The organism is Pseudoalteromonas sp. H103, assembly GCF_001469205.1.
GTDB lineage: Bacteria > Pseudomonadota > Gammaproteobacteria > Enterobacterales > Alteromonadaceae > Pseudoalteromonas > Pseudoalteromonas carrageenovora.
Window position 1 is genome coordinate 1 of record NZ_LOFG01000019.1, and the last position, 25,469, is coordinate 25,469.

At 36.1% G+C, this 25,469-nt stretch carries 26 protein-coding genes and 3 pseudogenes; 19 read left to right on the forward strand and 10 right to left on the reverse strand.

Features of this window, described 5'->3' with window-relative positions:
• The first annotated feature begins 235 nt into the window (after window positions 1–235).
• The 10 genes and pseudogenes from ATS74_RS16700 (at window position 236) to ATS74_RS16745 (ending at window position 8,383) form a co-directional block, all read left to right on the forward strand.
• A complete protein-coding gene (locus ATS74_RS16700; RefSeq protein ID WP_058550001.1) occupies window positions 236–550 on the forward strand; it encodes a hypothetical protein in 315 nt (104 codons plus the stop codon).
• 98 nt (window positions 551–648) lie between these two features.
• On the forward strand, window positions 649–1,053 hold the full coding sequence (locus ATS74_RS16705; protein WP_058550002.1) for a hypothetical protein: 405 nt from the start codon (window positions 649–651) through the stop codon (window positions 1,051–1,053).
• Between the two features lie 351 nt (window positions 1,054–1,404).
• A pseudogene (locus ATS74_RS20245) lies at window positions 1,405–1,684 on the forward strand (hypothetical protein); the annotation flags it as partial.
• Window positions 1,685–1,933: 249 nt separating this feature from the next.
• Window positions 1,934–3,091 carry a DUF547 domain-containing protein gene (locus tag ATS74_RS16715; RefSeq protein ID WP_058550003.1) on the forward strand — a complete coding sequence of 386 codons (1,158 nt, stop codon included), beginning with the start codon at window positions 1,934–1,936 and terminating at the stop codon, window positions 3,089–3,091.
• A gap of 220 nt (window positions 3,092–3,311) precedes the next feature.
• A pseudogene (locus ATS74_RS16720) lies at window positions 3,312–3,935 on the forward strand (hypothetical protein); the annotation flags it as partial.
• A gap of 208 nt (window positions 3,936–4,143) precedes the next feature.
• Window positions 4,144–4,457 (forward strand): annotated as a pseudogene (locus tag ATS74_RS16725) (transposase); the annotation flags it as partial.
• 398 nt (window positions 4,458–4,855) lie between these two features.
• Window positions 4,856–4,945, forward strand: a complete 90-nt coding sequence (locus ATS74_RS20145; protein ID WP_268801306.1) for a hypothetical protein — start codon at window positions 4,856–4,858, stop codon at window positions 4,943–4,945.
• Window positions 4,946–5,685: 740 nt separating this feature from the next.
• A complete protein-coding gene (gene opgC, locus ATS74_RS16735; RefSeq protein ID WP_058550005.1) occupies window positions 5,686–6,738 on the forward strand; it encodes an OpgC domain-containing protein in 1,053 nt (350 codons plus the stop codon).
• Window positions 6,739–6,894: 156 nt separating this feature from the next.
• The gene (locus ATS74_RS16740; protein WP_058550006.1) at window positions 6,895–7,311 is read left to right on the forward strand and encodes a retropepsin-like aspartic protease; all 417 of its coding nucleotides are present in this window, start codon (window positions 6,895–6,897) and stop codon (window positions 7,309–7,311) included.
• Window positions 7,312–7,579: 268 nt separating this feature from the next.
• Window positions 7,580–8,383 (forward strand): Stf0 family sulfotransferase, encoded by an 804-nt coding sequence (locus ATS74_RS16745; RefSeq protein ID WP_058550007.1) that lies wholly within the window; start codon window positions 7,580–7,582, stop codon window positions 8,381–8,383.
• Between the two features lie 122 nt (window positions 8,384–8,505).
• Here the strand turns inward: ATS74_RS16745 and ATS74_RS16750 are convergent, their stop codons facing one another.
• Both ATS74_RS16750 and ATS74_RS16755 read right to left on the reverse strand, forming a co-directional pair.
• Window positions 8,506–9,549 carry a methionine synthase gene (locus tag ATS74_RS16750; RefSeq protein ID WP_058550008.1) on the reverse strand — a complete coding sequence of 348 codons (1,044 nt, stop codon included), beginning with the start codon at window positions 9,547–9,549 and terminating at the stop codon, window positions 8,506–8,508.
• 30 nt (window positions 9,550–9,579) lie between these two features.
• Window positions 9,580–10,554: a DUF1852 domain-containing protein gene (locus ATS74_RS16755; RefSeq protein ID WP_058550009.1), complete on the reverse strand. Its 975-nt coding sequence runs from the start codon at window positions 10,552–10,554 to the stop codon at window positions 9,580–9,582.
• A gap of 439 nt (window positions 10,555–10,993) precedes the next feature.
• Between ATS74_RS16755 and ATS74_RS16760 the strand changes: the two genes are divergently transcribed.
• The 4 genes from ATS74_RS16760 to ATS74_RS16775 all read left to right on the forward strand — a co-directional run bounded on the left by ATS74_RS16760 (window position 10,994) and on the right by ATS74_RS16775 (window position 13,714).
• A complete protein-coding gene (locus ATS74_RS16760; RefSeq protein WP_058550010.1) occupies window positions 10,994–12,007 on the forward strand; it encodes a DUF5924 family protein in 1,014 nt (337 codons plus the stop codon).
• Between the two features lie 71 nt (window positions 12,008–12,078).
• The gene (locus tag ATS74_RS16765; RefSeq protein ID WP_058550191.1) at window positions 12,079–12,315 is read left to right on the forward strand and encodes a hypothetical protein; all 237 of its coding nucleotides are present in this window, start codon (window positions 12,079–12,081) and stop codon (window positions 12,313–12,315) included.
• A 14-nt stretch (window positions 12,316–12,329) separates the two neighbouring features.
• Complete coding sequence (locus tag ATS74_RS16770) at window positions 12,330–12,761, forward strand: hypothetical protein (protein WP_058550011.1); 432 nt, start codon at window positions 12,330–12,332, stop codon at window positions 12,759–12,761.
• Window positions 12,762–12,910: 149 nt separating this feature from the next.
• On the forward strand, window positions 12,911–13,714 hold the full coding sequence (locus tag ATS74_RS16775) for a hypothetical protein (protein WP_058550012.1): 804 nt from the start codon (window positions 12,911–12,913) through the stop codon (window positions 13,712–13,714).
• A 79-nt stretch (window positions 13,715–13,793) separates the two neighbouring features.
• Here ATS74_RS16775 and ATS74_RS16780 read toward each other — a convergent pair whose 3' ends face one another.
• Entirely contained in the window at window positions 13,794–14,102 is a 309-nt protein-coding gene (locus ATS74_RS16780) for a hypothetical protein (RefSeq protein WP_058550013.1), read from the reverse strand.
• 11 nt (window positions 14,103–14,113) lie between these two features.
• Entirely contained in the window at window positions 14,114–15,157 is a 1,044-nt protein-coding gene (locus ATS74_RS16785; protein ID WP_058550014.1) for a YHYH protein, read from the reverse strand.
• Window positions 15,158–15,384: 227 nt separating this feature from the next.
• On the opposite strand from ATS74_RS16785, the gene ATS74_RS16790 reads away from it, so the two are divergent.
• Both ATS74_RS16790 and ATS74_RS16795 read left to right on the forward strand, forming a co-directional pair.
• Window positions 15,385–16,044, forward strand: coding sequence for an NADPH-dependent FMN reductase (locus ATS74_RS16790; protein ID WP_058550015.1), 660 nt, complete (start codon window positions 15,385–15,387; stop codon window positions 16,042–16,044).
• Between the two features lie 213 nt (window positions 16,045–16,257).
• Window positions 16,258–16,611, forward strand: coding sequence for a hypothetical protein (locus ATS74_RS16795; protein WP_235592030.1), 354 nt, complete (start codon window positions 16,258–16,260; stop codon window positions 16,609–16,611).
• A 114-nt stretch (window positions 16,612–16,725) separates the two neighbouring features.
• Here the strand turns inward: ATS74_RS16795 and ATS74_RS16800 are convergent, their stop codons facing one another.
• The gene (locus tag ATS74_RS16800) at window positions 16,726–18,741 is read right to left on the reverse strand and encodes a TonB-dependent receptor (RefSeq protein WP_058550016.1); all 2,016 of its coding nucleotides are present in this window, start codon (window positions 18,739–18,741) and stop codon (window positions 16,726–16,728) included.
• Window positions 18,742–18,967: 226 nt separating this feature from the next.
• On the opposite strand from ATS74_RS16800, the gene ATS74_RS16805 reads away from it, so the two are divergent.
• Window positions 18,968–20,785 (forward strand): protein kinase domain-containing protein, encoded by a 1,818-nt coding sequence (locus ATS74_RS16805; RefSeq protein WP_058550017.1) that lies wholly within the window; start codon window positions 18,968–18,970, stop codon window positions 20,783–20,785.
• A gap of 51 nt (window positions 20,786–20,836) precedes the next feature.
• Here ATS74_RS16805 and ATS74_RS16810 read toward each other — a convergent pair whose 3' ends face one another.
• Complete coding sequence (locus tag ATS74_RS16810) at window positions 20,837–21,202, reverse strand: hypothetical protein (RefSeq protein WP_152996128.1); 366 nt, start codon at window positions 21,200–21,202, stop codon at window positions 20,837–20,839.
• 351 nt (window positions 21,203–21,553) lie between these two features.
• Between ATS74_RS16810 and ATS74_RS16815 the strand changes: the two genes are divergently transcribed.
• On the forward strand, window positions 21,554–21,985 hold the full coding sequence (locus ATS74_RS16815) for a DUF3859 domain-containing protein (protein ID WP_058550019.1): 432 nt from the start codon (window positions 21,554–21,556) through the stop codon (window positions 21,983–21,985).
• A 102-nt stretch (window positions 21,986–22,087) separates the two neighbouring features.
• Here the strand turns inward: ATS74_RS16815 and ATS74_RS16820 are convergent, their stop codons facing one another.
• From ATS74_RS16820 to acuR, 3 genes are all read right to left on the reverse strand, one after another.
• Window positions 22,088–22,504: a VF530 family DNA-binding protein gene (locus ATS74_RS16820; RefSeq protein ID WP_058550020.1), complete on the reverse strand. Its 417-nt coding sequence runs from the start codon at window positions 22,502–22,504 to the stop codon at window positions 22,088–22,090.
• A gap of 73 nt (window positions 22,505–22,577) precedes the next feature.
• Window positions 22,578–23,570 carry an acrylyl-CoA reductase (NADPH) gene (gene acuI / locus ATS74_RS16825; protein ID WP_058550021.1) on the reverse strand — a complete coding sequence of 331 codons (993 nt, stop codon included), beginning with the start codon at window positions 23,568–23,570 and terminating at the stop codon, window positions 22,578–22,580.
• Window positions 23,571–23,620: 50 nt separating this feature from the next.
• Window positions 23,621–24,256 (reverse strand): acrylate utilization transcriptional regulator AcuR, encoded by a 636-nt coding sequence (gene acuR / locus ATS74_RS16830; RefSeq protein ID WP_058550022.1) that lies wholly within the window; start codon window positions 24,254–24,256, stop codon window positions 23,621–23,623.
• A gap of 426 nt (window positions 24,257–24,682) precedes the next feature.
• Here acuR and rmf point away from each other — a divergent pair, with 426 nt between their 5' ends.
• Entirely contained in the window at window positions 24,683–24,853 is a 171-nt protein-coding gene (gene rmf, locus ATS74_RS16835) for a ribosome modulation factor (RefSeq protein WP_004586522.1), read from the forward strand.
• 68 nt (window positions 24,854–24,921) lie between these two features.
• Here the strand turns inward: rmf and fabA are convergent, their stop codons facing one another.
• Window positions 24,922–25,437: a bifunctional 3-hydroxydecanoyl-ACP dehydratase/trans-2-decenoyl-ACP isomerase gene (gene fabA / locus ATS74_RS16840; protein WP_058550023.1), complete on the reverse strand. Its 516-nt coding sequence runs from the start codon at window positions 25,435–25,437 to the stop codon at window positions 24,922–24,924.
• Between the last annotated feature and the right edge of the window lie 32 nt (window positions 25,438–25,469).

Here is a 25,469-nt window from a genome sequence, read left to right on the forward strand (position 1 = left end):
TCGACCAAGGTGAACAGGTTGAGAGCCTCTATGTTCTTCAATATAGGCGACTTCATTGAATTCTTTATGTGTATCAAGTCCGATAAAAAGTATGCTATGTTTGTTCATGTTAGCCTCTGCTGTTTAGTTAATTGACAAACTAATTATGGCTCTGGCTTTGAATTAAGCTAACCCACGAAAAGCGGAGGCTAACACCGTGTGGGAGTCATTATGTCTATGTGCAACGGAGAAATTGATGTTTAAGGATGATCTTCCAGACCTGTTTGAAGAGGTAAAATCTTCGTTGATAGCTGAAGGTGAAAAAGAACTTGCTGATCAGCTAAAAGGTTTGAAAATTAAATCATGTGAGTCCTTCGCTCCTGACGATTCAGCATTCACAATATGTTTTACAACCTCAGAAAATGAAAAACTGGAAGATACTTTTCCCACAGGTGATAAGGCATATACAGTTATGCTTGTTTATTCTGAAAAGTCAGTTGTCATCGGTTTAGACATTATCGGTTGTGAAAATACTGAGTTACAAAAGCAACTGTTAGCATGTTGCACATAACAAAAACATCATGGTGGGAATTTTACTCGCTGGACTTCGGCCAACAACGCTCATAAAATCCCCATATGTTAAGAGTTTAGCTCTCAAAGGAATGTGAAGTGTTTAAAATTTTTTTACTCGTTTTCGTTCTGGCAGCGATAGCTTATTTCATCTATTCAAAGTCACCCGAGGCTCGGGAATGGCTCATTTCAAATAACAACAAGCACGCTCTTGCAGGTAATAGATTTTCTAGTACTCAGGACGCTATTAGTTTTGTAGAAAACCTGTATAGCATTGGGGCAGTTAAAGTGACTATTCCCAAGAGTGCAATCTATGACAGTAACAACCGAATCCAACAAGAAGGTGGACCTTACGCAGACGCTTTGGAGATATCTTTACCTAGTACTCAGAGCGAAAGGGAGGCAATATTCAATATCGCAAATCAAGAAGCTTCTAACCAAGGCATGGCCTTTAATCCAGAAAGTGATGTTATAAACAATAAGTTGCTACTATGGTGGGATTAATCAGCAAGCGAGCTAACAAAAAAATTAAGTCACTCACTTCGTTCGCTGGGACGCCTATATGCGGGGCGACTTCGCCATTATGCCCTACATGCCTGCACCCCTTATTTAAAAGTTATGCCCAAGGAAGATTATGAAGACTTATCCAGAAGTACTTGTCCTCGAACAAGTTGGAAACTATCGCGCGCTCGCCAAGTCCGGAGGTGGGTATGTTTGGGATGAAGTTCTAGAATATAGGGTATGGTGTCATCCTCAAGATGGCGCGCCAGACCTCGAAGAAGAGCTAATTAGGATGACACCCACCCTAATCTTTAGAAAAAAAACCAACAGAATCAGTATGAATAGTGCATTATTATAAATAATGAATCACGCAAAAAGCTGAGCTATGTAGACAAAATGAAAGAAGAAATAGACAGCTCAATCGGACGACAATAGCTGTTTATTAAAGAATGGCAAACGACTCGGCTGCATCAAACCGGCTTTCTTTTAAATAAAAAGCGGAACATTACATTGAATAAAAAAATTAATAAATTGACCTACAGAGTCAAGCGAAAATGAATGCCTTTACTTTATTGTGTAGCAACTGTATTGCCTTGTTCATAAAATAGAAAAGTTGCAAGACACGATGCATTAAGAAGGGTAAGCCCTTTTACCCTAAATTAAAGCTACTCAACCAGCCACAACCCCTTCCAGAACGCCAATTAAAACAATATCAAACACTTTTTTATATTACGCGTAAAATTACAGTAATCAATTGAACGAAAATAGGAACTCCGCTATGGTTTGTTTATCAGTAAAAATAAATAAAAAACGAGTTAATCTACAGACTCGTTATGTTGCTCAAGAACAATTTGGGCTATTTTACTCAAAATAAGGATTTTTTATGAGTTTATTTAAAATAGTTAGTTTATTGATCAAGTTTAGTTGTTTGCTCTTGCTTTTAAGTGCCCCAAAATATCTTCTCGCTGAAGATAAAGCCTACCCTCAATTTAGCGGTTATTCACCTAAATCTAAGTTAACAATAAACTTTGAACCTGTGAACATATTATTAGAATCGAATGTTCTTGATATGGGGCCATCTAGAAGAATAAATGCTGACCTTGAGGTACCTCCAATAGGTACTAAGCTAAGAAATGTTTTCCCCAGAGCTACCCATAATGAAAGTAACAGATTCACATATGAGTTGATAAAATCTCCTAAACAAAAAAGTTTAGTCAATGATGTTAAAAAATATTTAGAATCATTACCCGAGAAAAACAACCTTAATTTATATTCAAAACAAGAGCAATTGGCCTATTGGCTTAATCTTTATAATATTACTTTAATTAACGAAATTGTTAAGCGGTATCCAATAGTTAGTTTAGAAAAAATATTAACTGGTCCTGACTCACTATTGGATAAAAAGCTAGTAAATATTGGTAGTCTTCAGTTGAGTCTCAGTGACATACAGTATGGGATTTTAGATAAAAACTATAGAAAAGAACCTTTAATAATTTATGGATTATATCAAGGGTATATCGGCAGCCCAAATATCAATAAAAAAGCTTTTTCAGGTAAAAATGTATATAAGTTATTAAAAAATAATGCAACAGATTTTGTCAATTCGAATAGAGGTACAAACATTGATTCTCTAAATAGTTTAGAGGTCTCTAGTTATTATGCGAGGAATGCTGATTATTTTCCTAATTTTAGCAATGACCTCAAACTTCATCTGTTGCAATTTGCTGATGAAACAACCCAAGAAATAATAAATAAGTCGGATAAAATTGAACCCATTATAAATAATTGGGCAATTACTGATCTATTTGGAAGTAAAAGAGTCTTTGGTGGGGCCATGTCTACTAACTCAGCAGCATCAATAGGAATTTCAAGAAATTATGCATTGACCGAAAAAGTCACTAAAGACGCGAACACAGGTGGAAAGTTCAGACTTTCACCTAGAGAAATAACCAGGTTAAAGGAGTTAATGAAAGTAAGAGCTAAGAATTACGGTGAGACATCCGTAACGATAACAGACCTAGAATTACAAGGTGAAAACTAAAATTTACAATGTATGAACAGTAGCTCAGTATGATGAGAAAAAAAACAAAACAAACAAGGCACCCACCTTAAATTTTGTACTTTACTCAATTAGAGGCTAGCTTTTTTTAGTGTGAAAAATAAGCAGAGTTTCTTATGGCTATTGCAAGAAACGTCACATAAGTTTGGTTGATACAAAATATTATCACTGTATTTCACGTTGTGTGCGACTTGCATTTTATATGACGAAGATCAGTTTTACTGATCAATCTTACGAGCATTGCAGAGGGGGGTTGAAGATAAGTTACTTGAATTAGCTAAGGTATTTTGTATTGACGTGTGTGCTTATGCCGTAATGAGAAATCACACCCATTTAGTGCTGTATGTAGATGATAAAAAAGCTAATAGGCTTAATGATAAAGCGATTGTTATTCGCTGGTATAAACTCTGTAAAGGCAGATTATTAGCGCAAAAATACATACAAGGCGAAAAGCTAAATAAAGTTGAGCTCATCTTTTTCAATCAAACGATAAAACAATACCGAGAACGTTTAGCAAGTATCAGCTGGTTTATACGTGAATTATCCGAAATCAGAAATGAAGACATTGCTCGCAGAGCAAATAAAGAAGATAAGTGCACTGGGCGATTTTATTCGCATCCATCCATGGCGCTCACCTTTCGGGCCGCCTAAGGCGTTCAAAGTTGTTTCATACAATTTTGTTGGAGGGGCATTTCCTTAAAATAAAAAGTAATCGTAAGCATTACTAGATGAAGCTGCAATTGCAGCGTGTATGGCCTATGTAGATTTAAACCCCATCAGAGCTAAAATGGTTAACACGCCAGAAGAGTCAGACCATACCAGTGTATAAAATCGCATAACATGCACGACAGTTGGTAAACAATCTAAGCAGTTATACCAATCCGCAATAATACTTAATCATTTTGTGGGGCTAAACGTGTCGCTACCTGCGTTAAAAAACTCTCATTTAGAACAACTAAATAGCGAATTTCTTGCCTTGCTTTCAACACGTTTTTCCAGCCTCAAAATAGATCACTTAATTAAACGAATTGGTATTACTCAGTTTTGCAGGTATACCACGTCAAGTTATGCCTAAAGGGCTCCCATTTGAGCTTAAATCGTACCTTGAACTCGTTGAGCTAACAGGACGAATAATGCGAGAGGATAAACGTGGGCATATTGATAACATGTCCCTACTTTTGCTAGAAAGGCTTAATATATCCCCAGAAAACTGGTTAAAACTCACCACACAATTTACACGCGTATTTCATGGTGCAGTAGGCAGACCCACTTCAAAATAAGTTACTGTGAAAATTTAAAGCGCAAACGACGTTCAAATATTAGCAACTGCGAAAAACTACTCGCATAAATTAAAAACCATTCAGTAAATATTAAAACTGCAATCTTGCAGTTATTTTCATGCGTGTAATTCAGGTTTAAGATTACTAATGACTTATTTATTAGATGAAATGAAAGTGACCCAAGAATAAAAAATAAATTCTGAACCTGATTGGCAAATTTACGGCACTTTTTGTTTGTTACGGTTTAGTTCTGTTTTTTAGATAAATAGCTTAATATAAATATTAAACAATGTGTTATGCGATTAATTTTTTATTAGTTGATGTAAGTACAGCGTGAGCACTCTAGTAATTTGCATCTATTTTAAATCTAATAAGAAAACAAGCAATGTATATGAATCCAGTATGTAAAAAAGCAATCTTTAAATTTGAAATATCAGAAACAGGACACTAAATTGTTAATGCTAAAATTAATGGCAAGCCTTTACGCTTAATTTTAGATACAGCCGCAGGATCGTCTGTTTTAGATAAAGCCTCCCTTAATGACTCAACATTATAGAAACACTAAGTGATGAAAATGCAGCGAGTTTGGGTTCATCTGAGCATGCAATGGGAAATATTGGGGTTTCAGAAATTGAATTAGCTAGCGTTCCTTATAAAAAGCCGAGCTTTTTATCGTTAAATCTTGACTACCTGCAAGTAGCCGCTGGAGAGAAGGGGGCATGGTTTATTTGGCTCCCCTTTTTTTAGTGAGTGCAATGCAGTTATAAATTTTGAGAGACATACTTGAGCTTTTAATGACAAAATAGGTTTGCTTTTCGTACCATCCATTGCTATTCATTTTTTCCTGAATGTTTAAACAATAATTTTCTTAATTTTGAACTGCTATGAAAGTTTTCTAATTCGGAAGATATACCAAAGATATCAAAGTGACTTTTCTATTAAAATTAAAAACAATTAATAAAACTATGCATTGTAACAATTGGTTTATCTAGCGTTCATATTGAGAGAGGTATAGTTAAATTAAGACAAGGAATAAAGTTAATTCTTTCACCGCTGCTGTTTAATCTCATAAAAAATTTATAGATAACTTTTTTATAAAAGTATGAATTTATTTTGAAGTCAATATTGCAAATATACTATTAATGTAGATGGGTTGAAATTAACGTCTGTGACAAGAATGTTAAGCACTTAGTGAGTGGAATTGAGCTCGAAGCATATTTTTCTGAATGTTCATTTTAGAATCTACACATAAAATAAATTCAAATTTACATTGATATTTTTCTCAAGGAGATGAGAGTGGCCACTATAAAAAAAAAGAGAATAGTAGGTTTTGATATTGCTAGAGGAATCGCTATTTTGTTAGCTATGCTTTCCCACACTTTTACTGCTCTCAATTATAGTCCAGCAATGGAAGTTAATTTATTAGTACGTAGTTCAACTCCTACTTTTATTGTTGTATTTGGTTTCTTTTTGTACTTGTTATATTATCCGAAAATAGTAAAGAACGATTTTTATTATGTAAAAACTAAATTGTGGGGAAGGTCCTTACAATGTTATCTACTTTATTTTTTTACTTGTAGTATTTGGGCTTATGTAAACGATTTTAGTTTTATATATTTTATCAGGTTGACCTTATTTTTGAGCTCTACACCTTTTACTGATATTTTACGTTTTTATGCTATATTATTTTTTATATCACCTTACTTACTCATGCTGCTAAATTCACAATATCGTCTTTTTCTAATCCCAATAATAATGATTCCTCACATATTAATTTATTTTATTCCTTTACCGTCTTTAGACTTTATACCGTATGGAGTGTATATTTCAACACTATTGTATGGAGGTGGCAATGTAATAGCTGGCCCATCAATTTTACATTCATTAATTTTTGTTTTTTTAGGTGTCTATATAGCGAAAACGTTTCATGGAAATAGTTTGTTCAACAATAAATATATACTTTTAATAATGATATTATCATTAATTACGATTTTAATTCTTCCCGCTTCATTTAAAGATTTCTCAAGTATGAAATTTCGAAACTCAAACGCCTTTGAATATTTTGTTTTTTCAGCTTTTATGTCTTTAATAGTAATTGAATTATCTTTATTTTTTGCTAAAAATTTAAAAGGTTTATTTTTTGAACCGATACTTGTAGTTAGTCGTTCTTCCTTGGTTTTGTTTTGTTACGGAAATAGTGTGTTGTACGTTCTTTACAAACAGTACGATATTTCTAACGCTTTAATTATACTAGTTTTTTCTATTTTTTATATGATTTGTAGGTTTGAATTTTTATTACCGAAATTTGATGTAAATAAGTTTCTATTGAAACCTCGTGGTAATATTTGATATACGTAAAAATTGACATTGCTGTTTATTCCAACGATTCTGCCAACCCGACTGATTTACTCAATTGTAACGATTTAGCAGCATGTGTGTGATGATAAAAAGAGGGCTAAAAAGATTTTAGCTATTTTAAATCTAAATAGAAAACAAGGAATGTATATGAATCCAGTATGTAAAAAAGCAATCATTAAATTTGAAATGTCAGAAACAGGGCACCAAATTGTTAATGCTAAAATTAATGGCAAGCCTTTGCGCTTAATTTTAGATACAGCCGCAGGCTCGTCTGTTTTAGATAAGGCCTGCCTTAATGATTTAAACATTATAGAAACACTCAGTGATGAAAATGCAGCGGGTTTAGGTACATCTGAGCATGTAATGGGAAATATTGTGGTTTCAGAAATTGAATTAGCTGGCATTGTATATAAAAACCCGAGCTTTGTATCGTTAAATCTTGACCATGTTCAAGTTGCAGGTGGAGAAGAGGGGGTACATGGTTTACTTGGCTCGCCTTTTTTTAGTCAGCACAAATGCGTTATAGATTTTGAGAATCATACGCTTGAGCTTTTAAAGAGCTAGTTATAATTAATTGAATTTTAAATATGTACACAATTATTCTTTAACTTAGTTGAAGGTTGTATAACTTTTAAATTAAAGTGCTTAGACAGAAATAAAGTTAACATCCTATTGTTTGTGTGTTTTTTGAACTTTTTATATTCTTAAATATCAATTGTTTAAGCTTGCATGGTTGGTTTGGTAAAATTTTCTATATTTACAAGCATAATTTATACGTGTAGAATTTTTAATGCTTTATTACTATTTTTACTAAATAACAAAGGATATGTTTATGCACTTGTATAAGGAACAATTTTTAGAAAAGCATGATTACCCAAGAGTTTCTAAGCCGTCTAAGGTTTTGATTATCGCTTCTACAGAGCGTTGTGGAAGTCATATGCTTGGCCATGCGTTACATAATACTAATTCCTTCGGTTTTCCTCTGGAATATGCAAACCCTGCAAACCTAAATAAATGGAAAGAAAAATTAAAGATAGATGATTTTTTTGAAGTCATTGATGAACTTCAGCAAAGAAGAACATCACCAAATGGGGTTTTTGGAATTAAACTCCACTATCAACATATTGAACAGTTTGGTGGGTTTGAGAATTTAGTTAAATATTTTCCAGATGCATATTATGTTTTATTAACGAGGGAAAACGTATTAAACCAAGCTGTCTCTTTATCAATTGCCAGTCAAACTGGGGTGTGGATTTCTGGGCAGCAACCTATGACAGAAAACCCTGAATATGATTATTCAAGCATTGATGAAAGTCTTAAAAATATAATAAAAAACAACTCTTCTTGGCGATATGCTTTAGCAGCTAGTGACTGTAAATATATAGAAATGAACTTTGATAATGTTAAGGACAACTTAAATAATACTATTTCTGAAATTGCTGACTTTATGGGGATCAGCGTTAACAACGAAGATATTCCTAAAGAGCAAGTTACAAGTAAACAAAGTAATAAGTTAAATGAAGAGTGGGCAGATCGTTTTTGCTCTGAATTTAATTTATCAAGCCAGTTAATTCCCGAGCAAAAACCTAAATTAATTAAAAAGATTAAGAAAAAGATTAAGAAAACATTTTCATAACCCTGTAATTTGATTAATTAGTTAAGCTATTCATAATTTTTAAAGTAACCATTTGTAGTGGTCAACTGATTTTATCCATTGTGTTTATTACTTGCTTTAAACACAATGGAGCAATTTTTGATTTAAATATTACTATTTTGTTTTACTAGCTCTTTTCTTACTATTTCAGCACCTTTACTTAGTGCATTGAGCTTACCATTTGCAACTTCATGAGAAAGCGGAGCCATGCCGCAGTTTGTGCATGGATAGAGTTTATCAGCGTCTACAAACTGTAGGGCTTTGCGTAAAGTGGCGGCTACCTCTTCAGGTGTTTCTATTTCATTGCTGGCAACATCAATAGCGCCTACCATTACTTTTTTACCGCGAATGAGTTCTAGTAAATCCATAGGCACGTGCGAGTTGTGGCACTCTAGTGAGATAATATCAATATTTGATTGCTGTAATTTAGGAAAGGCTTCTTCGTACTGGCGCCATTCACTGCCTAGTGTCTTTTTCCAATCGGTGTTGGCTTTAATGCCGTAGCCGTAACAAATATGCACGGCGGTTTCGCACTGTAACCCTTCAATTGCGCGCTCTAAACAGGCAATGCCCCAATCGTTTACTTCATCAAAAAATACATTAAAAGCGGGCTCATCAAATTGGATAATATCAACGCCTGCGGCTTCTAGCTCTTTTGCTTCTTGATTAAGGATTATGGCAAATTCCCAGGCTAGTTTTTCGCGGCTTTTGTAATGGTCGTCATACAGTGTGTCTATCATGGTCATTGGGCCAGGTAACGCCCATTTAATAGGTTGGTTAGTTTGCGAACGTAAAAACTTAGCGTCTTGTACAAACACTGGTTTTTGGCGGCTAACAGGGCCCACTACGCTTGGTACACTGGCATCGTAACGGTCACGTATTTTTACCGTTTTACGTTTTTCAAAATCAACACCGTTGAGGTGCTCTATAAATGTAGTTACAAAATGCTGACGTGTTTGCTCACCATCACTTACTATATCAATGCCTGCTTTCTGCTGGTCGAATAATGATAAGCGTAGGGCGTCGTGTTTGCCCTGGGTTAATTCATCTGCTTGCAACTTCCAAGGTGACCAAAGGGTTTCTGGCTCTGCAAGCCATAATGGCTTTGGTAAACTGCCTGCTGTAGATGTAGGTAATAAAGTTTTCATAATAAGTGATACCGTATAATTTAATTAAATTTAGATGTTTACCGTTGTAAATTGCTCAAGTGCCGATTGGTATGGTTTTATAAAGTGCTCTTCGGCAAACTTACCTTGCTCTGCAGCTAATTTACTGCGCTCATCTCTATCGTAAATAATCTGTGTGAGTGAATGGTCAGCATTTTTTAAATTAGGTTTGTAAGCTTTACCAGCATTAGCATTTGCGTTGTAAATTTCTGGGCGATAAATTTTTTGAAACGTTTCCATGGTGCTAATTGTGCTTATTAGCTCAAGGTTGGTGTAATCATTAAGTAAATCCCCAAAGAAAAACAATGCAAAAGGCGCAGCGCTATTTGCAGGCATAAAGTAACGAACCTGTAAGCCCATTTTTTTAAAGTATTGCTCTGTGAGTGAAGATTCGTTTGGTTGGTACTCAATACCTAAAATAGGGTGCTCGTTTGCTGTGCGGTGGTAAGTTTTGTTATCAGACACGCTTAGGCATATTACCGGTGGCTTTTTAAAGTTTTGCTTGTATGTAGTTGAGCTCACGAACGACTGAAACAACTTACCATGCAGCTCACCAAAGTTTTCAGGAATACTAAACTGTGGCTTATCCTTATTATATTGCTGTAGTAGCACGCTAAAGTCGTAGTCACGCACGTAAGACGAAAAGTTATTCCCAACAATGCCTTCTATGCATTTGTTTGTTTTGTTATCTACTATGTTGGTTTTAAGTATTTCTATTGATGGAAAGCTTTGGCTGTTTTCATCTAAGCCAATATCTACAGAAATAATTTCAAGTTCGATTGAATAACGATCCGCCGTTGGGTTATCCCAATTAGCAAGTGTATTAAAGCGGTTGTTGATCATGTTAAGTGCTTTGCGCAAATTAGATTGACGGTGCTCGCCACGAGCTAAGTTTGCAAAGTTAGTTGTAATACGAGTATTTGTTGATGGCGTATAGTGCTCATCAAGGCGCTGACTTTTAATATTAAAGGTTAAGTTTTTACTCATGGTGTTGGGTGTCCAATTTTTATTTAAAGGCAAAGCCAAGGTTTAAATGCGGCTGCTTAGCTATAAAAGCAGGTATTAGCTGAGCACTGTTTGATGAGTAATTTATACGTAAATTATGCTTTAAATAAAAACGGTTTAATTTCACATAAAACATGAGTTTGATTCATTTATAAAATATGGCTAAGAATTCGCACTTAAGATAGGTTGAAATCAGACGTATACGTAAGCGGTTAAGAGTAGTATTTATAGCGGTTTAGATGTCTAGATGGTTTTGTTGCGTTAAATTCATGTTGTGTATGAGTAATATTCAGGGCTCTACTTTATTGATAACGTAATGTGTAAAAAGTCAGGTTATCTATCTGTTGTTCATCTACACTTAGTTACACTCGTTTACTAACTTCCTAATAATAAAGTACATTGTGTACGCATAAGTAAATAGATGAATAAATTAAAAAACCTTATCACCCAGTTTATAGCTGCGATGCAAAAGCGCCCTGGGTTATTAGCTGTGATGGCGTTTTGCTCTGGTGTAGCAAGCTATGTCATGGTTGACAGGAAAGAGTCGTTTTCGCAGGTTATTGCTATTGTGTTATTAATAAGCTGGCTTTGGCTAATTATAGATAATTGGCTTCGCGAAAAAGTAGAAGAGAGGTTTGGTGTAGCGGTATCGCCAAATTTAATGCGTTTTGCACTGCAAATGGTGCAACAAGAGAGCTTATTTTTTGCGTTACCCTTTTTTTTAGCGGTTACGCAATGGGATCATCCACAAGCAATTTTTACATCCCTTATTGTTTTGTGTGCCGTAGTGTCGGTTATCGACCCGCTTTATTACAAAAAATTAGCTAGAAACCGGACACTATTTAGCGTGTTTCATAACTTTGCGTTATTTGTTGTATTGCTTGTAACACTGCCCATTTTATTGAACCTGACGACTAGCCAAAGTTTGGTAATTGCTCTAATTACGGCTGTTATTGTTACATTGCCGAGTTTAAACAATTTAATGCCTAATGCACGCTGGTGGCGTTTTCCTATTTTAGTTTTAATTTTATGTGCTTTTAGTGCCAGCGTTTGGCAGTTACGCAGCTTTGTGCCACCGGCAGCCCTTAGATTAACCGATATTACCTTAGCGCACGAAGTCGACTTACAACATAAAAAGCCTGTAGGTAGTATTAAAACGCTTGATTTACACACCTTACACCGTGAAGGTTTATACAGCTGGACTGCGGTTAAAGCACCACGGGGTTTAAACGAAAAAATATTTCATGTGTGGATACACAATAAAAAAGAGGTCGATAGAATTACCCTAAATATTAATGGCGGGCGTGAGCAAGGTTATAGAGCGTGGACACACAAAGTAAACTTCCCAAGTGATGCAACGGGTAAGTGGCAAGTAAAGGTAGTAACTGAATCAGGGCAGTTAATAGGTTTAACCAAATTTATTGTTACATCTTAATTATGGTAATAGATTTGTAAATGAATAAATATTTGATAGGCTATTTTTACAGTGTTTAATGGATGAACGTTATGAGTTTGGCATTTAATTTGTTTATTTGGTTAGTGATAGAGACAGTTTTAGGTTTTTTAATTTACTCAACAGGTTGCGCTATTTTGAAAATAGTTACCTTTGGTAAGTTTAAAAGCGAAATTACCGATTATGTATCGTTTAAGGCGAATAAAGCCAAAGATGTTTACTTAATTTGCTTACTCGGGTTTAGCTTTTATGTGCTGTTAATTGGTTTTATTGCTTACATTAGCCACTAACTTATACAAAACACATGAAACAAAATAGATTTTTGATTGCAGCAAGTGCTTTGAGCTTTATAGCTTCGCTTTTACATGTAGCGTGTATTTTTGGCGGGCCTGACTGGTATCGCTTTTTTGGTGCTGGTGAACAAATGGCTCAACTGGCAGAGCAAGGAAGTACGTATCCTACTTATGTGACTTTAGCTATTGCAGTTATTATTACTCTTTGGGGCTTATATGCGCTCTCTGGTGCAGGCGTCATTTTAAAACTGCCACTTTTAAAATCAGCTTTGGTATTAATCACCGCAATTTATTTAGTGCGCGGTATTGCAGGTTTAATCATTCCTTTTTTAACTACAAGCCAAATAATTCACCACAACTCTATTAAATTTTGGATTATAAGCTCGATAATTTGCTGCATTTATGGGTTATTTTATTTATTTGGTACCCTTAAATTATGGTGAACGCAAATGTATCAACGCTAATTTCCCCTAACTCTTATACTCAAATTATTAACCACAAATAGCTTATTTTTATTGCTCATTTTTATAATGGGCAATACTATGTGCGACTATTTTTTACGCGCATATTTTTCGCTTTAGGTGTTATATAAATGAATAAAACGCTATTGAGTATTTTGTTTACAGCTATGCTTTGTGCATCTTTTTTAGTTAAAGCGCAGACTCAAGACGTACCTGCACTTGAGCCTGAATTAGGTGTTGGCGGAAATATTATGCTCGATGAGGCTAGTACAGCGTATATTGATGACGGTGTTGATTTTCATGTGCATCCACTTTGGGAAAGCAGATATATCAGTGAGGGCCGCGACAATTTAGCGGGAAAAGGTATTGCCTCAATCGCATCTGAATTTAATTATAATGCAATAGCTATTATTCCGTGGCTTGCAACGGGTATTGATAGCGATTATACCGAGTTTAACTTAAATGCTATTTACGCAACTCAGTTATTTAATACCGTTGATATGTTTATTGGTTACAACCATTTAAGATCACGTGAAAATGCCTCTAATGCTCATGACAATGAGGTTAGCTTAGATTTATCGTACTTTTACGATAATAAATTTCAGCTTACTAGCAGCGCATATTATTCGTTTGATTCTCAAGGTACATTTATAGAGCTTGCAATTAGTAAAGGCTATGAGGTAAGTGAAGCTGTTAGCATTGATTTTCAAACGGGGGTTGGGTTTAACGCAGGCTATGTAAGTGACGGCCACAACGGAATTAACAACCTTAAGCTTAAAGCTAATGTGTCGTATAAAGTTATTAAGCAGCTTGAAGTATACGCATATAGTAGCTATACCATGGCATTGAATAAAAACGCTGAGCGCTTTGTAGGTGATCAAACATTAAAAAATGTGTTGTTCAGTGGTATTGGTCTTAGCTATCAATATCGTTAAAAGTTAGCAGCACAATAAAACGATTGTGCTGCTTATATAAGCTTCCTTTAAAATTAAGCCCTAGATTTACATTGTTTTATTAAGGTTGGGTTTTTGAGTCACTCTTTTCTTTATCGTGAGTGTGGCTTTTTATAGGGGTGGAAACTCCCTTATCAATTTTTTGAATTGGCTGACTCCGTACACACATTAAATCATCAGCCATATATTGGCAGCTACCTATATATAAATCATTATGGCTGCCTTCATATTTACATGATTGAGATTTAACTTTATTTGCGCAAGCTTTAACTGCAACACCATTTAACGGCCCTGAATGCGCATTTAAAAATGTAGGTGCTGCAAGTAAACTCATACCAAACAAGCACAAACAACTACTTTTTATAAACATGACTACTTCCTTTAATGTTTGTCAGGATTATTACCTGGCGGCGGACCTTGATGATCTCCCGGTGGACCTCCAGCGGGTCTTACGGACTGGCCATGTAAACAACCAATAAACATGTTTTCGCTAGGGCTGGCTGCATGATAATGATAACCACGGGTAGAGTCTGTATTACCTCGGCATTCATCAAGTGACTCTTCTTTACCGCTTGCATCGCGCATTGCATAAATACCATAACCATCGATTGCGTAACCTATAAGAGGAGCGTGGCTATCTTCTGTTTCATCAGAATTAGTACAGCCCGTTGTAGAATGATAGTGATATCCTTGGTGTAAATTAATATGCCCACCACAATCATCAAATGCGGCAATTGTATAACTGCCTAAAATGGCATCAATTGGAGCAGGCCCAGATAGCTCGGTACCGTCTAATGCTATACCTACCGTTCTTAAGCGACCTGAACTTTTTGCAGGAATAGGTGTAACAGGAATTAAATACGTTAATGAAAAATTATCTTCTAAGTATGAAAGCTCACACTCAATACAATTTTGTTTATATTGCTCTTCAACATCAGGACGAGCTGCACCTGAGCAAGATTCTTTAGTTGCTGTGTATCTAATTTTATTTGTTTTAGTGTCGTAAAGTACCCACTTTTCATCGCCGTAATATTCATCTAGCTTTAGGATAAATTGGCCAGTTAAATCTACTAAATCGCCAGTTCCTTCTTTGCTAAACCAACTACCAGACACATCCGCACCATCGGTTGTAGTGCGCGGGCAAAATGGGCCAGGCTCTCTGCCTGCTGGTGCGCCTGATGTAATTAACTCATAACACTTAGTTTTAGTGCCTTGTGCTGTTTCGCAATCAACAATGTTAGGCTCAGATAAAAAAGCACCTTTTTTGAACATTGATAAATTTAGCGAATGTTGAGTGGCCGATTGGCTATTTGAGTCAATATTAGTAGGGGTAATTGGCTTGTCTGTTGCTTCATTACACCCTGTTAGTATTAGGGAGCAAGTAAGGAGGGCTGTAACCTTGCTGCCAAATTTTAATAAACTCATGCTTTATCCTTTTAAATATAAGTTTGTACTTTATATACAATGGCATACTAACGGCTAAATGTGTAAACACTATGGAAAAAGTATCCATAATAATAAAATACTTCTTGTTTTAGTTATGCGTTGTGATTTTTATGTTTTATATCAATCAATACTTTGTAATTTATAAAATTAGCGAATAAAAATGTTAGGGTAGTGTTGTTGTATAAAAATACAAATGGAGAGTTGAGATGAAATTTTTAGTTTTTTTAGGCACTGTAAGAGATAGCACGCCTCCTACGCCTGCTCGATTAGGTGAGCGAGTAGCTAAAGCCTGTATTGAATGTTTAAATGAGCAGTATTCAGAGCACGAGTTTGAACTAATAGATGCACTTGATTATCCGAATGAGCAAGTTTTTAAGCCTCACTTTGCTTATGCACAAGGTAAGGCGCCTTCTATGCTCAACACCTTAGCCGATAAGATTAAAGCTGCTGATGGCTATGTAATGGTTAGCCCTGAGTATAACCATAGTATGAGCCCAGCCCTAAGCGATTTACTTAATCACTTTGGTAGTTCACTCTTTTCGTACAAACCCAGTGCCATTGTTACTTATTCTGCTGGGCAATGGGGCGGATTAAGAGCTGCAATAAGTATGCGCACATTTTTATCTGAGCTTGGCTGCTTACCTGTATCTGCAATGATCCACGTACCAAAAGCACAGGAAGTTTTTAATGATGACGGCAGTGTACAAGCTGGGCAAGAACAATCTTCGTGGTTTAATTATTTTCATCGTACTTTTTCACAGATGGTTTGGTGGGCAAAAGCTGCAAAAGAGCATAGTCAAAATGTAGATCCTCATCAAATGATAAAAAGCTTTAAAACAGATCCTTCTCAGCGAAATGCGCCTTAACGAAAACTTTTAAAATATAATTAATTTAGCCCTTAACTGGGCTAAATTTGTTTCTTTTATAGAAACTTGAAATTTATAAATGCTGGAATTTACATCTACTTATAAAAATGGATGTTATATCTTGAAATACCTTACTCTTTTAAGTGTATTAACACTTAGTGCCTGCAGCTCTGTACAACACTTACCGGCGCTTGGCGAAGGACTACTGCCAATATGAATTTAATAGCTCTTTCGGAGCAGAGCTCGCCACAAGGTGTTAGCGGTACATTTAAGTTTTATATTAAAACTGCGGGCTCGCAGTACGGTGACGTTTTTTTAAATACCGAAGCTGACTATCGTGATCGACGCTCTATTACCATTGCAATTGATTCAAAAGTAGCTAATAAACTCAAAGAAAAATACGGACAACCAGCCGACACATTTTTTATTGATAAAACAATTGAAGTGACAGGTGAAGCAAAGCGGGTAACTATCGACTTTTTAAGTAAAGGAAGAAAAACCAATAAATATTATTATCAAACACATGTTGATGTTAATTCAATAAATCAACTTCGCATTGTTGAGTAACATCAGCCAGCTTGTCGAAGCATCGGATTAATTACTAAGCTACTTATTGGCTAGGGGTATGTTTTACAGCGGTACTGTTTTTATATACAGTACCCCTGTTAATCTCAATGAATACTAAAATAACAAGCTTAATGTTAGTCGCGCTGTTCTTGGCTCTATTGGGTGAAAATGATTACCTTCAACGCCTTGTGCAGTCTCACCGGGTAAACGCGATGCATAATAGTAGTCAATATCATGGTCGGTACTGTTAAATAAGTTAAGTAATTCAAAGTCTACTTTCCAATGGGTTTGCTTATAGCTTATTGAGCTATTAACAACCGTTAAGGGGTCTGAGCGTTTACTTCCATCGTCGGTTAATGTGCGCTTGCCAATATGACGAACTCTAATTGATGACTGCCATTGTTGTGTTATATGCCAATTTAAACCTGTATTTGCAACAACAGGTACAGCGCCTTCAATGTAATTATTATCACCATTTATATCTAAGCGAGAATGTGTAAACGAGGCTTCTAAATCGATACTAAATTTGTCGTTAATCCAGTAATAAGCACTCATTTCTAAGCCATAGCGTTTAGACGCATCACTTGGCTCTGTATTACCGGCATCACCTACAAACAAGAGCTCTGAGTCGAGTGTTAACCACCAAAGTGCAGCCGATAAATTAAACTTTTGCTCATCAGCAAATCGTAATCCAATTTCAGCGCCTTCACTTTTTACTAATAAATCTACTTGCTCTGCTTGCTCACCTGTAACAGGGTCAATATTAATTGTAGAGCCACGCGCATCATTAGAATGAAAAGATTGCCCCCAATTAGCATATGCGGCTAGTAAATCAGTAAAGCGGTAATTTAAACTTCCTTTAAAGCTGACTAAATCATCGTTTGCTTTACCTGAGTTTGCACCAGTATTACTAGTAACGTTAGTATCAAAGTAGTCGTACCTCACACCAGCAGTGGCCTCTAATTTTGGGGTAAGTAAAAATTTAGACTCCCAAAAGCTTGAGTAGCTAGTTTGCTTTAGTTCATCTTGCCTTACAGTGCTAAGTCGCTTTCTTGCTTGCGTGTTATAAAGCCCTACGTTATCTATGTCGTCGTGTCGAAGCTCAATCCCTGCGGTGTGTTGCATGTTTATATCTGATGTTTTAGTTTCAAACTCATAGCTTATATTAGTGCCATAGATATTGCGGCTATCTTGCTGATTAAACTGATCACCATTAATTGGATCATTTAAAAAATAACTAAAATTAGAATACAGGTTTAAATCGTAATTAATTACATAAGCGCTGGCTTTTATATGATCTCCTTGCCAGTTACTCGATAAGCTATAACGGCTAGAGCTACCGCCAAGCGTAGTATCAAGTGAACCAAACTGAGATATTAAATTTTGCGAGACCGCACGCTGTGGAATCTGATCTGCTGAATTCCATGTATTGTCGTATGCCATAGCAGTTATTGAGAGATCACCATTAAAAGCTTTACCAACATAGCGAAGTAGGGCATTTTTTTTATTTACGTCTTCGTTTATATCATCCCACGGGCCGTCATAGCCTTGCCATTCTGCTGCTGCAATAATTTTGCCTTTTGTTAAGTTAGTAGAGCCAAGTACAACAGCACGTTTATAGTTGTCCTCTCCAATACTGAGTTCTATTTGTTGATGCTTTTGGCTATCAGCCAATTTAAACTGTGCGCTACCTGCGGCTGAAAAATCGCCTTGGCTTGCGCTATATGAGCCTTTTTGATAGTTAATTGTTGAAATAGACTCAGGAATTATAAAATTTAGGTCGGTATAGCCTTGGCCGTGTCCGTGGCTTCGCATATTAATGGGCATGCCATCTATGCTGGTGGAAAAGTCGGTACCGTGATCTAAATTAAAGCCTCTAATAAAATACTGATTAGCCTTACCTGAGCCACTGTGTTGAGTAACCGCCATACCCGGTATTAGCTCTAACATTTCGGCGCTTCTTAACATAGGGCGCTGCTCTATTTCTCCTTGGCCAATAATGCCGCTAGATGCGCTGATTGACTCACCAATTAACCCATCTCGGTGGCCATATACAGTTAGTTTTTCTATGTTTGCGTGTACATAGCCGCTATATAAAGTGCCTATAGTTAAAATTGCTAATGTTTTCATGCTTAAAGTCCCTATTTAATATGCTTACTATTCAGTGCTGTTAAATTAAATACGGCTAAGTAATTTTTTTGGATGCAACATTTGTTGTTTAATTGTAATTATTTAAACACATTCTCTGTTTTGTAATTTAAAAACTACATTGCAAGCTATTGTAATATCGTTATATAAAACTAATAATCAGCGTGTTAAAAAATTCTACACAAATCACTCAATTAGAGAGTCTGTATTGAAAGCCAAAGAAATTCGCAATTTTTACATTAACGAAGAGCAATCTGTTTATTTGCTTTCGCACCGTGATGCTAAAAAGCATCGTCAGTGGCTTAACATTTGTATAAAACAATTAACGCTGCTTGGTTATAAAAATGTAGAAATGATAGGCTCCGGTGCCTTTGGCTTTGTGTTTGCGGGTGATGACGATAATGGCTTACCTTGGGTTTTTAAGTTCTCGCGTATTACGCTTGCCCAAAGTGTGCGCGATCGCCTTGAAGACGAAGCGTATATGCTCTCACAAATTAACAATCCGCTTGTGCCAACCTTTTACGCGTTTGAGCGCATTAAAAAGCAAGGCATATTAATGATGGCACGCGCTATAGGCGAAGATCTTGAAAAAGTATCTTTAAAAAAAGGGCGTTTTAGTGCATCGCAAATAATGGCACTTGCTCTAAGGCTTCGTAATGTTTTAGTTGATTTACGTAGTCATAAAAATGGCATTAGCCCACAACCTATTGTACATGGTGATATTAAGCCTTCGAACCTTGTGTGGGATGAAAAAACCGATGCGCTTTCACTTGTTGATTGGGGAAGCTCTGTGTATGCGCAAGTTGATAGTAACAGTGAGCCTATTGCCAGTAACTTTATGGATTTAATGTCGGGAGATTTAAGCACGACTAATGCGCGTATGGGGGATGTGTACTTCATTGGCGAAGCACAAATGTCGGGGGAGCAATCATCCCCACGTTTTGATGAGCAAGGTGTGGCAGCAACCTTGTATGCGCTAGCGTCGGCACAATCATGTCGTTTTGGCGCGCAAGCTATTCCTGCGAGTAGTTTAGGGCTACCTAAAGAGCTGGCTAAAGTGATTGATGGCATGCTTTCTAAAAACAAAGAAGAGCGTGACGGTGCGGGCGATTACTTTATGCGTAATATTACCACTATGGCCAAAGCGTATTTACCAGAAATAAAAACACAACAACCACGACCCGCTATACCATATTGGTTTGGCGGCGGCGATAAGCCTGACACGGTAGTTTATAGTTCACGTAAACAGTTTTTACGCCAAGCAGATCATAAACAACAGCTATTAGATGTAAACGATGCGCAGCTTGACCGTTACTATAAAGAATTTTTGTTTGATACCGGTGATACCGAAAAGGCCTTTTTAGCGTCTATTAGTCGTTTAGCTAAATACCCTGTCGTAGGGGGGTTAAGTTTTCATTGGAAGGATGAGTCTTTATTTGTTGAGTCATCACTTATTATGCACGAAGAAACACTCGCAAACGCATTTACAGATGCAATAAACAATACGGTAATGCTTGCACAAGGTATTACACAAAAAGGGCTTTTTAAATGTTGTTTATTTGATGCGCGTAAAACTATTCAATTAGAGCGAGACGGTACTGGAGCATTTAAATTTGATAGCTTACCAGAGCTTGATTACGAAATAGTAAGCATGAAAGCGAACGAAATAACACGCCCACATTCATACTTTGAAGATGGAAAAGACCCAGACGAGCAATTACAACTGCCTAAAAAAGTTATTAAATGTGTATTTGAACTTAATCAGATTCACCATACGGGGTGTATTATTTTTGAAGCGTTGCCCGATAGAATGAAGATTCATCATTACTACCGACTATTAGACTCTACTAAAGAGGTAGAGTTTAAGCGCTTACTTAATAAATTAATGCAATACGCAGTTAATATTACAGATGTAGGTGTTGCAGGGTTTATGAAACTACCTTATAAAAATACCCGCGAGTTTGAGCTATGCGCTAAACAAGTTGAGAATTTTTTCCCAAAAAATCCAAAGCTTTTGCAAAGCTGAATCTATAACAATACAGAGCATTATTAATTTTAAACCCAATATTTTAATTATTTACAACTCACCATTAAATATCCAGTTATAAGGTGAACTTTGAGAAATTGTAAATTGATGTACAGGTTTTTGGTTGTTTTTTGTAGTGATTAAGTAGCTGCTATCAGGCTTATTTTGACTAAATAATCTCATGTTTAATTTTAAGTTTTTTGTAATAATAGGCATAGTAAATATACCGCTTAGGGCTAGAGTGTTAATGCCTGCATTATTTACTTTTACTGCGTTAGGGGTGATTTTAAGGTCTTTAACAGTAAATTTATAAAGTTGATTACTTAAATATAAGTGCGTGTGTATTTTTCGTTTTATCCTTCTTTTATGTGTATTAAATTCATCAATAGAAATTATGCCATTTTGGTTATTATCCACGTTGTAAAACACTGATATAGGAAGGGTAGCGCTAATAAAAATAGTGTTATCTTCGATGTTAAGTACTGCGTTATATTTATTCTCATTCGCAATGCTTGTATCTATAGAGAGTAAGCAAAGCATAACAACGAATAGCATTGTCAGATATTTAGACTTTGAGCTTAGGTAAAGGGTCGTATTGTTCATTTTTTAAAAGTCATGAGTTTAGATAAGTCACTTTTAAATAATATTGTGCAAGTAATGTGTAAAAATAAGTCAACATTAAACAGATTAGTAATGTGTCGGATTTTACTATTGACTTAACTGTTATAAAATCAGCTTATTAGCACTCTACGGTAATTAATATAAGTTATGGCAAAGTCTAAACCTGAGGTTTCTATTCAAAGTTATGGGATTTATTCAACGTGGGATAGCAAAAGCAAAGCGTTACCGCAAATTGAGCAATTTACAACTAATGTTACTGCCAAACTTGATGTGGAGTTTGGCTTAATAGTTAATATTAAAAAAGCCAAAGGCGAAAAGCTCCATTTTTGTATTTATCATCCTGATATACCCAATGAAGAGGGCGAGGTAATGGCTCCGTTTGATGGAGTTGAATACGTTAAAGACAATGACTGGCATTTTTATTTAGGCGATACATTGTGGGAGCCTATTGAAAATAAACTCGGTGATTGGCGAATGACGCTTACATTAAATAATAAAGTTATTGCAGATAAAACGTTTAATATAGCCCTTGAACAACAAGGCTCTGAAAATGAATTTTGGAGAAAAAGAGGGTATTAATATAGAAGCTATCCGCTTTATACAATTTACTACTAAAGCAAAATTTACCCACAAAAAAAGCCAATATAGATTGGCTTTTTAGTTTAAATTTTTCACTAAAGCTTAGTTACCCCAAGGGTTGCTTGCATTAGAGCGTTGTTTACGAGCGCGGGCACGTTGTTTAGTCTCTTTTTTTTCCATGATACGTTTTGCATCACTAAAGCTTAATTCGCATGGTTCACCTGGTTTATGATCCTCAGGGATCACTCTATCGCGTGGTGGCAACTCGTACTGAACATCGTCCGGTTTAGGTAAGTTTTTAAGGCGGTAAAGATAAAAATTGTCTACCTTTTCTTGTGCCCATTGGGTTTTACGCAAAAATTTTACCGCAGATTTAATGTCTGGATTGTTTTTAAAACAATTAAGTTGCAAATAAGCGTGAAGAAGTTCCCACCCATATTGTTCAACCAGCTCTTCAACCACTTGTTCTAATTTTACGCCTTGCAGTGGGTTATTACTGAAAAGTTCTTGGTTGCTCATAGGTGTTGCCTCGTTATTAAAAATACAAAGCGTATTATAAATTTAATACCGAGGCTTTAACAGGATAATTAGCCTAACTTTGACAATTAACTACTACACGGCCACGAATTTTACCTTGCATAAGTAACTCAGCGTTATCAATTACTTGATCTAGCGTGATTTCACTAGAGATTTTATCAAGGTAATCAGCCTTAACTAATGTGGCTAATTTATTCCACGCTTCTACTCGGTCAGCTTTAGGGCGCATTACGCTATCAATACCTATTAACGATACGCCACGTAAAATAAAAGGTGCAACTGATGCGGGTAAATCCATGCCTTGGGCAAGTCCACATGCTGTAACAACGCCACCATATTTTAATGAGGCACAAATGTTGGCGAGTGTATGGCTTCCTACAGAGTCTATTGCTGCAGCAAAGCGCTCTTTTTGTAATGGTTTGCCTGGGCTTGAAAGCTCGTTTCTATCTATTACTTGCGAAGCCCCTAACTCTTTTAAATAATCGCTTTGATCTAATCTACCTGTTGCAGCCGTTACGTTAAATCCAAGTTGATTTAATAAATAAATAGCAAAGCTACCCACACCACCATTAGCACCGGTTACGAGCACTTCGCCTGAGCTTGGAGTAATTCCTTGTTTTTCAAGCGCGATAACACTGAGCATTGCAGTGTATCCTGCGGTGCCTATTTGCATAGCTTCCTTTGGTGAAATTGCAGCTGGAAGAGGAATTAACCAATCACTATTTAGTGCCGCTTTTTGAGCAAGGCCACCCCAATGCTTTTCGCCAACACCAAAGCCATTTAAAATAACATTATCGCCACTATTAAATTCATCGCTGGTGGACTCAGTAACACTCCCTACTAAGTCAATGCCAGGCACCATAGGGAAGCTTCGTACAACAGGGCCTTTACCAGTAATAGCTAATCCATCTTTATAGTTAAGCGTACTGTAAAGCACATCTATCGATACATTTTCGTTTGGTAAATCACTGTTTTCGATAGTTGTTAAAGTAGCGCTATAGTTATTTTCGTCTTTGTTAATAACAACGGCTTTAATTGGGTTGCTCATTGGATATCCTTTTAGACCGATCGTCTTTTAATGTGTGAAAAAAAAGCGCATTAAGTTAGTAATGCGCGTAAAAACATTTCTGTATACAAAGTAAGCGGGGTGCTTGTTTTGGTAAGTTTAGCGCGCATAACCGCGCCTTCCCAACCAATCCAAAAGTACTCGCTCATCAAAGAGCTGTTAACGTTATTAGCAATAGTGCCTTGTTGTTTTGCTTGGTTTAAACACAGCTCAAGGTGTTTTTGCCATGTAACATAGCTTTGCATTAACCGTATTTTAAAATCGTCACTTAGGTGGTTAAGTTCTTGATTTAAATTACCAACTAAACAACCACGTTTAAATTCGTATTTTTGCATTCCTTTAATGGCACTTTGCGTAAAATTAACAATGCGCTCTAAAGGGGGCGTGGCCTCATCTTTTAAATAATGATTTAGCTTAGCAATAAAGTAAGTGTCGTAGGCATCTACTAAAGCTATACCGTATGCTTCTTTACTTTTAAAGTAGTGATAAAAAGAGCCCTTAGGTACCGCTGCTTTTTTTAAAATTGTATCTAAGCCAGTAGCGCTAAAGCCAAACTCAGTAAGTGTTTCAAGCCCTGTTCTTATTAAAAGCGCTTTTGTGTCCGCGTTTTCGCGTGGCACTTTAGGAGGGCGCCCACGCCTTACTGGACTTTTATCATTACTTTGCATAAATAAATAAACTGGTTGTTTTTTGTTAACTACAATATAGACCGATCGACTTTAAATAATCAAGTATAAATTTAAATTGTATAAAATTAATTCAATATAGAATTTTACTAGCTAGAAATAAAAATGTCATAGTTACAATTTTGTTTGGAACTAAGTGAAAATAGGTGAGTCGTAATTTATGTACTTAAGTACATTTTAGCGATTATTAAGTCGCATTTTATTTAGCATAAAACCGGTCAAATTAAATGTTGTATGACCACTTACTTTTTTAAATGTTAATTCATTTTTGCATCAGCAGCTTAGTTAAAGTCAAATAATTTAATTGCTTTTACGATTTGAATTTTACATTTTTATTAACTATTCATTAATTGTAGATTTCACTAATGCTACAAAAAATATACAAATAAAAAGGTGAGGATATTACCGATGAAGAGACAGAAAAGAGATCGTTTAGAAAGAGCTCATTCTCAAGGTTTTAAAGCAGGTTTAGCTGGTCGCTCTAAAGAGCTATGCCCTTATCAACAAATCGATCCTAAGTCAGAGTGGTTAGGAGGTTGGCGTGAAGCGATTGAAAACCGCAACATGTACAAAACCTAATTAGTTACAACCGAATTAAAGCAAAAAGGCCTCCAAATGGAGGCCTTTTTGTTTAGCAATTTAATAAATTAAAACGCACTAGTGTCTTGAAATAAGCCCACTTTTAAATCTTTTGCTTCGTAGATCACTCGGCCATCTACTTCAACAGTACCATCTGCTACGCCCATAAACAGTTTACGTTTAATTACACGTTTCATTTCAAGACGGTATGTTACTTTTTTATTGGTTGGTAATATTTGGCCTGTAAACTTAACTTCGCCCACACCAAGTGCACGACCAAGACCAGGGCCACCAGACCAACCTAAGTAAAAGCCAACTAGCTGCCACATTGCATCTAGGCCTAAACAACCAGGCATTACAGGGTCACCTTTAAAGTGACAATCGAAAAACCAAAGGCTCGGGTCAATATCAAGCTCAGCAATAATTTCCCCTTTACCATGGCTTCCGCCGTCAGCAGTAATAGAAGTAATGCGGTCCATCATTAACATGTTGTCACTTGGTAAACGACAGTTGCCTTCACCAAACATTTCACCTTGACCACAAAGGATCAACTCTTCTTTTGTATAGCTATTTTTAGGTTCCATAACACTTATCTTCGCTTAGAAATTGCCAAGTA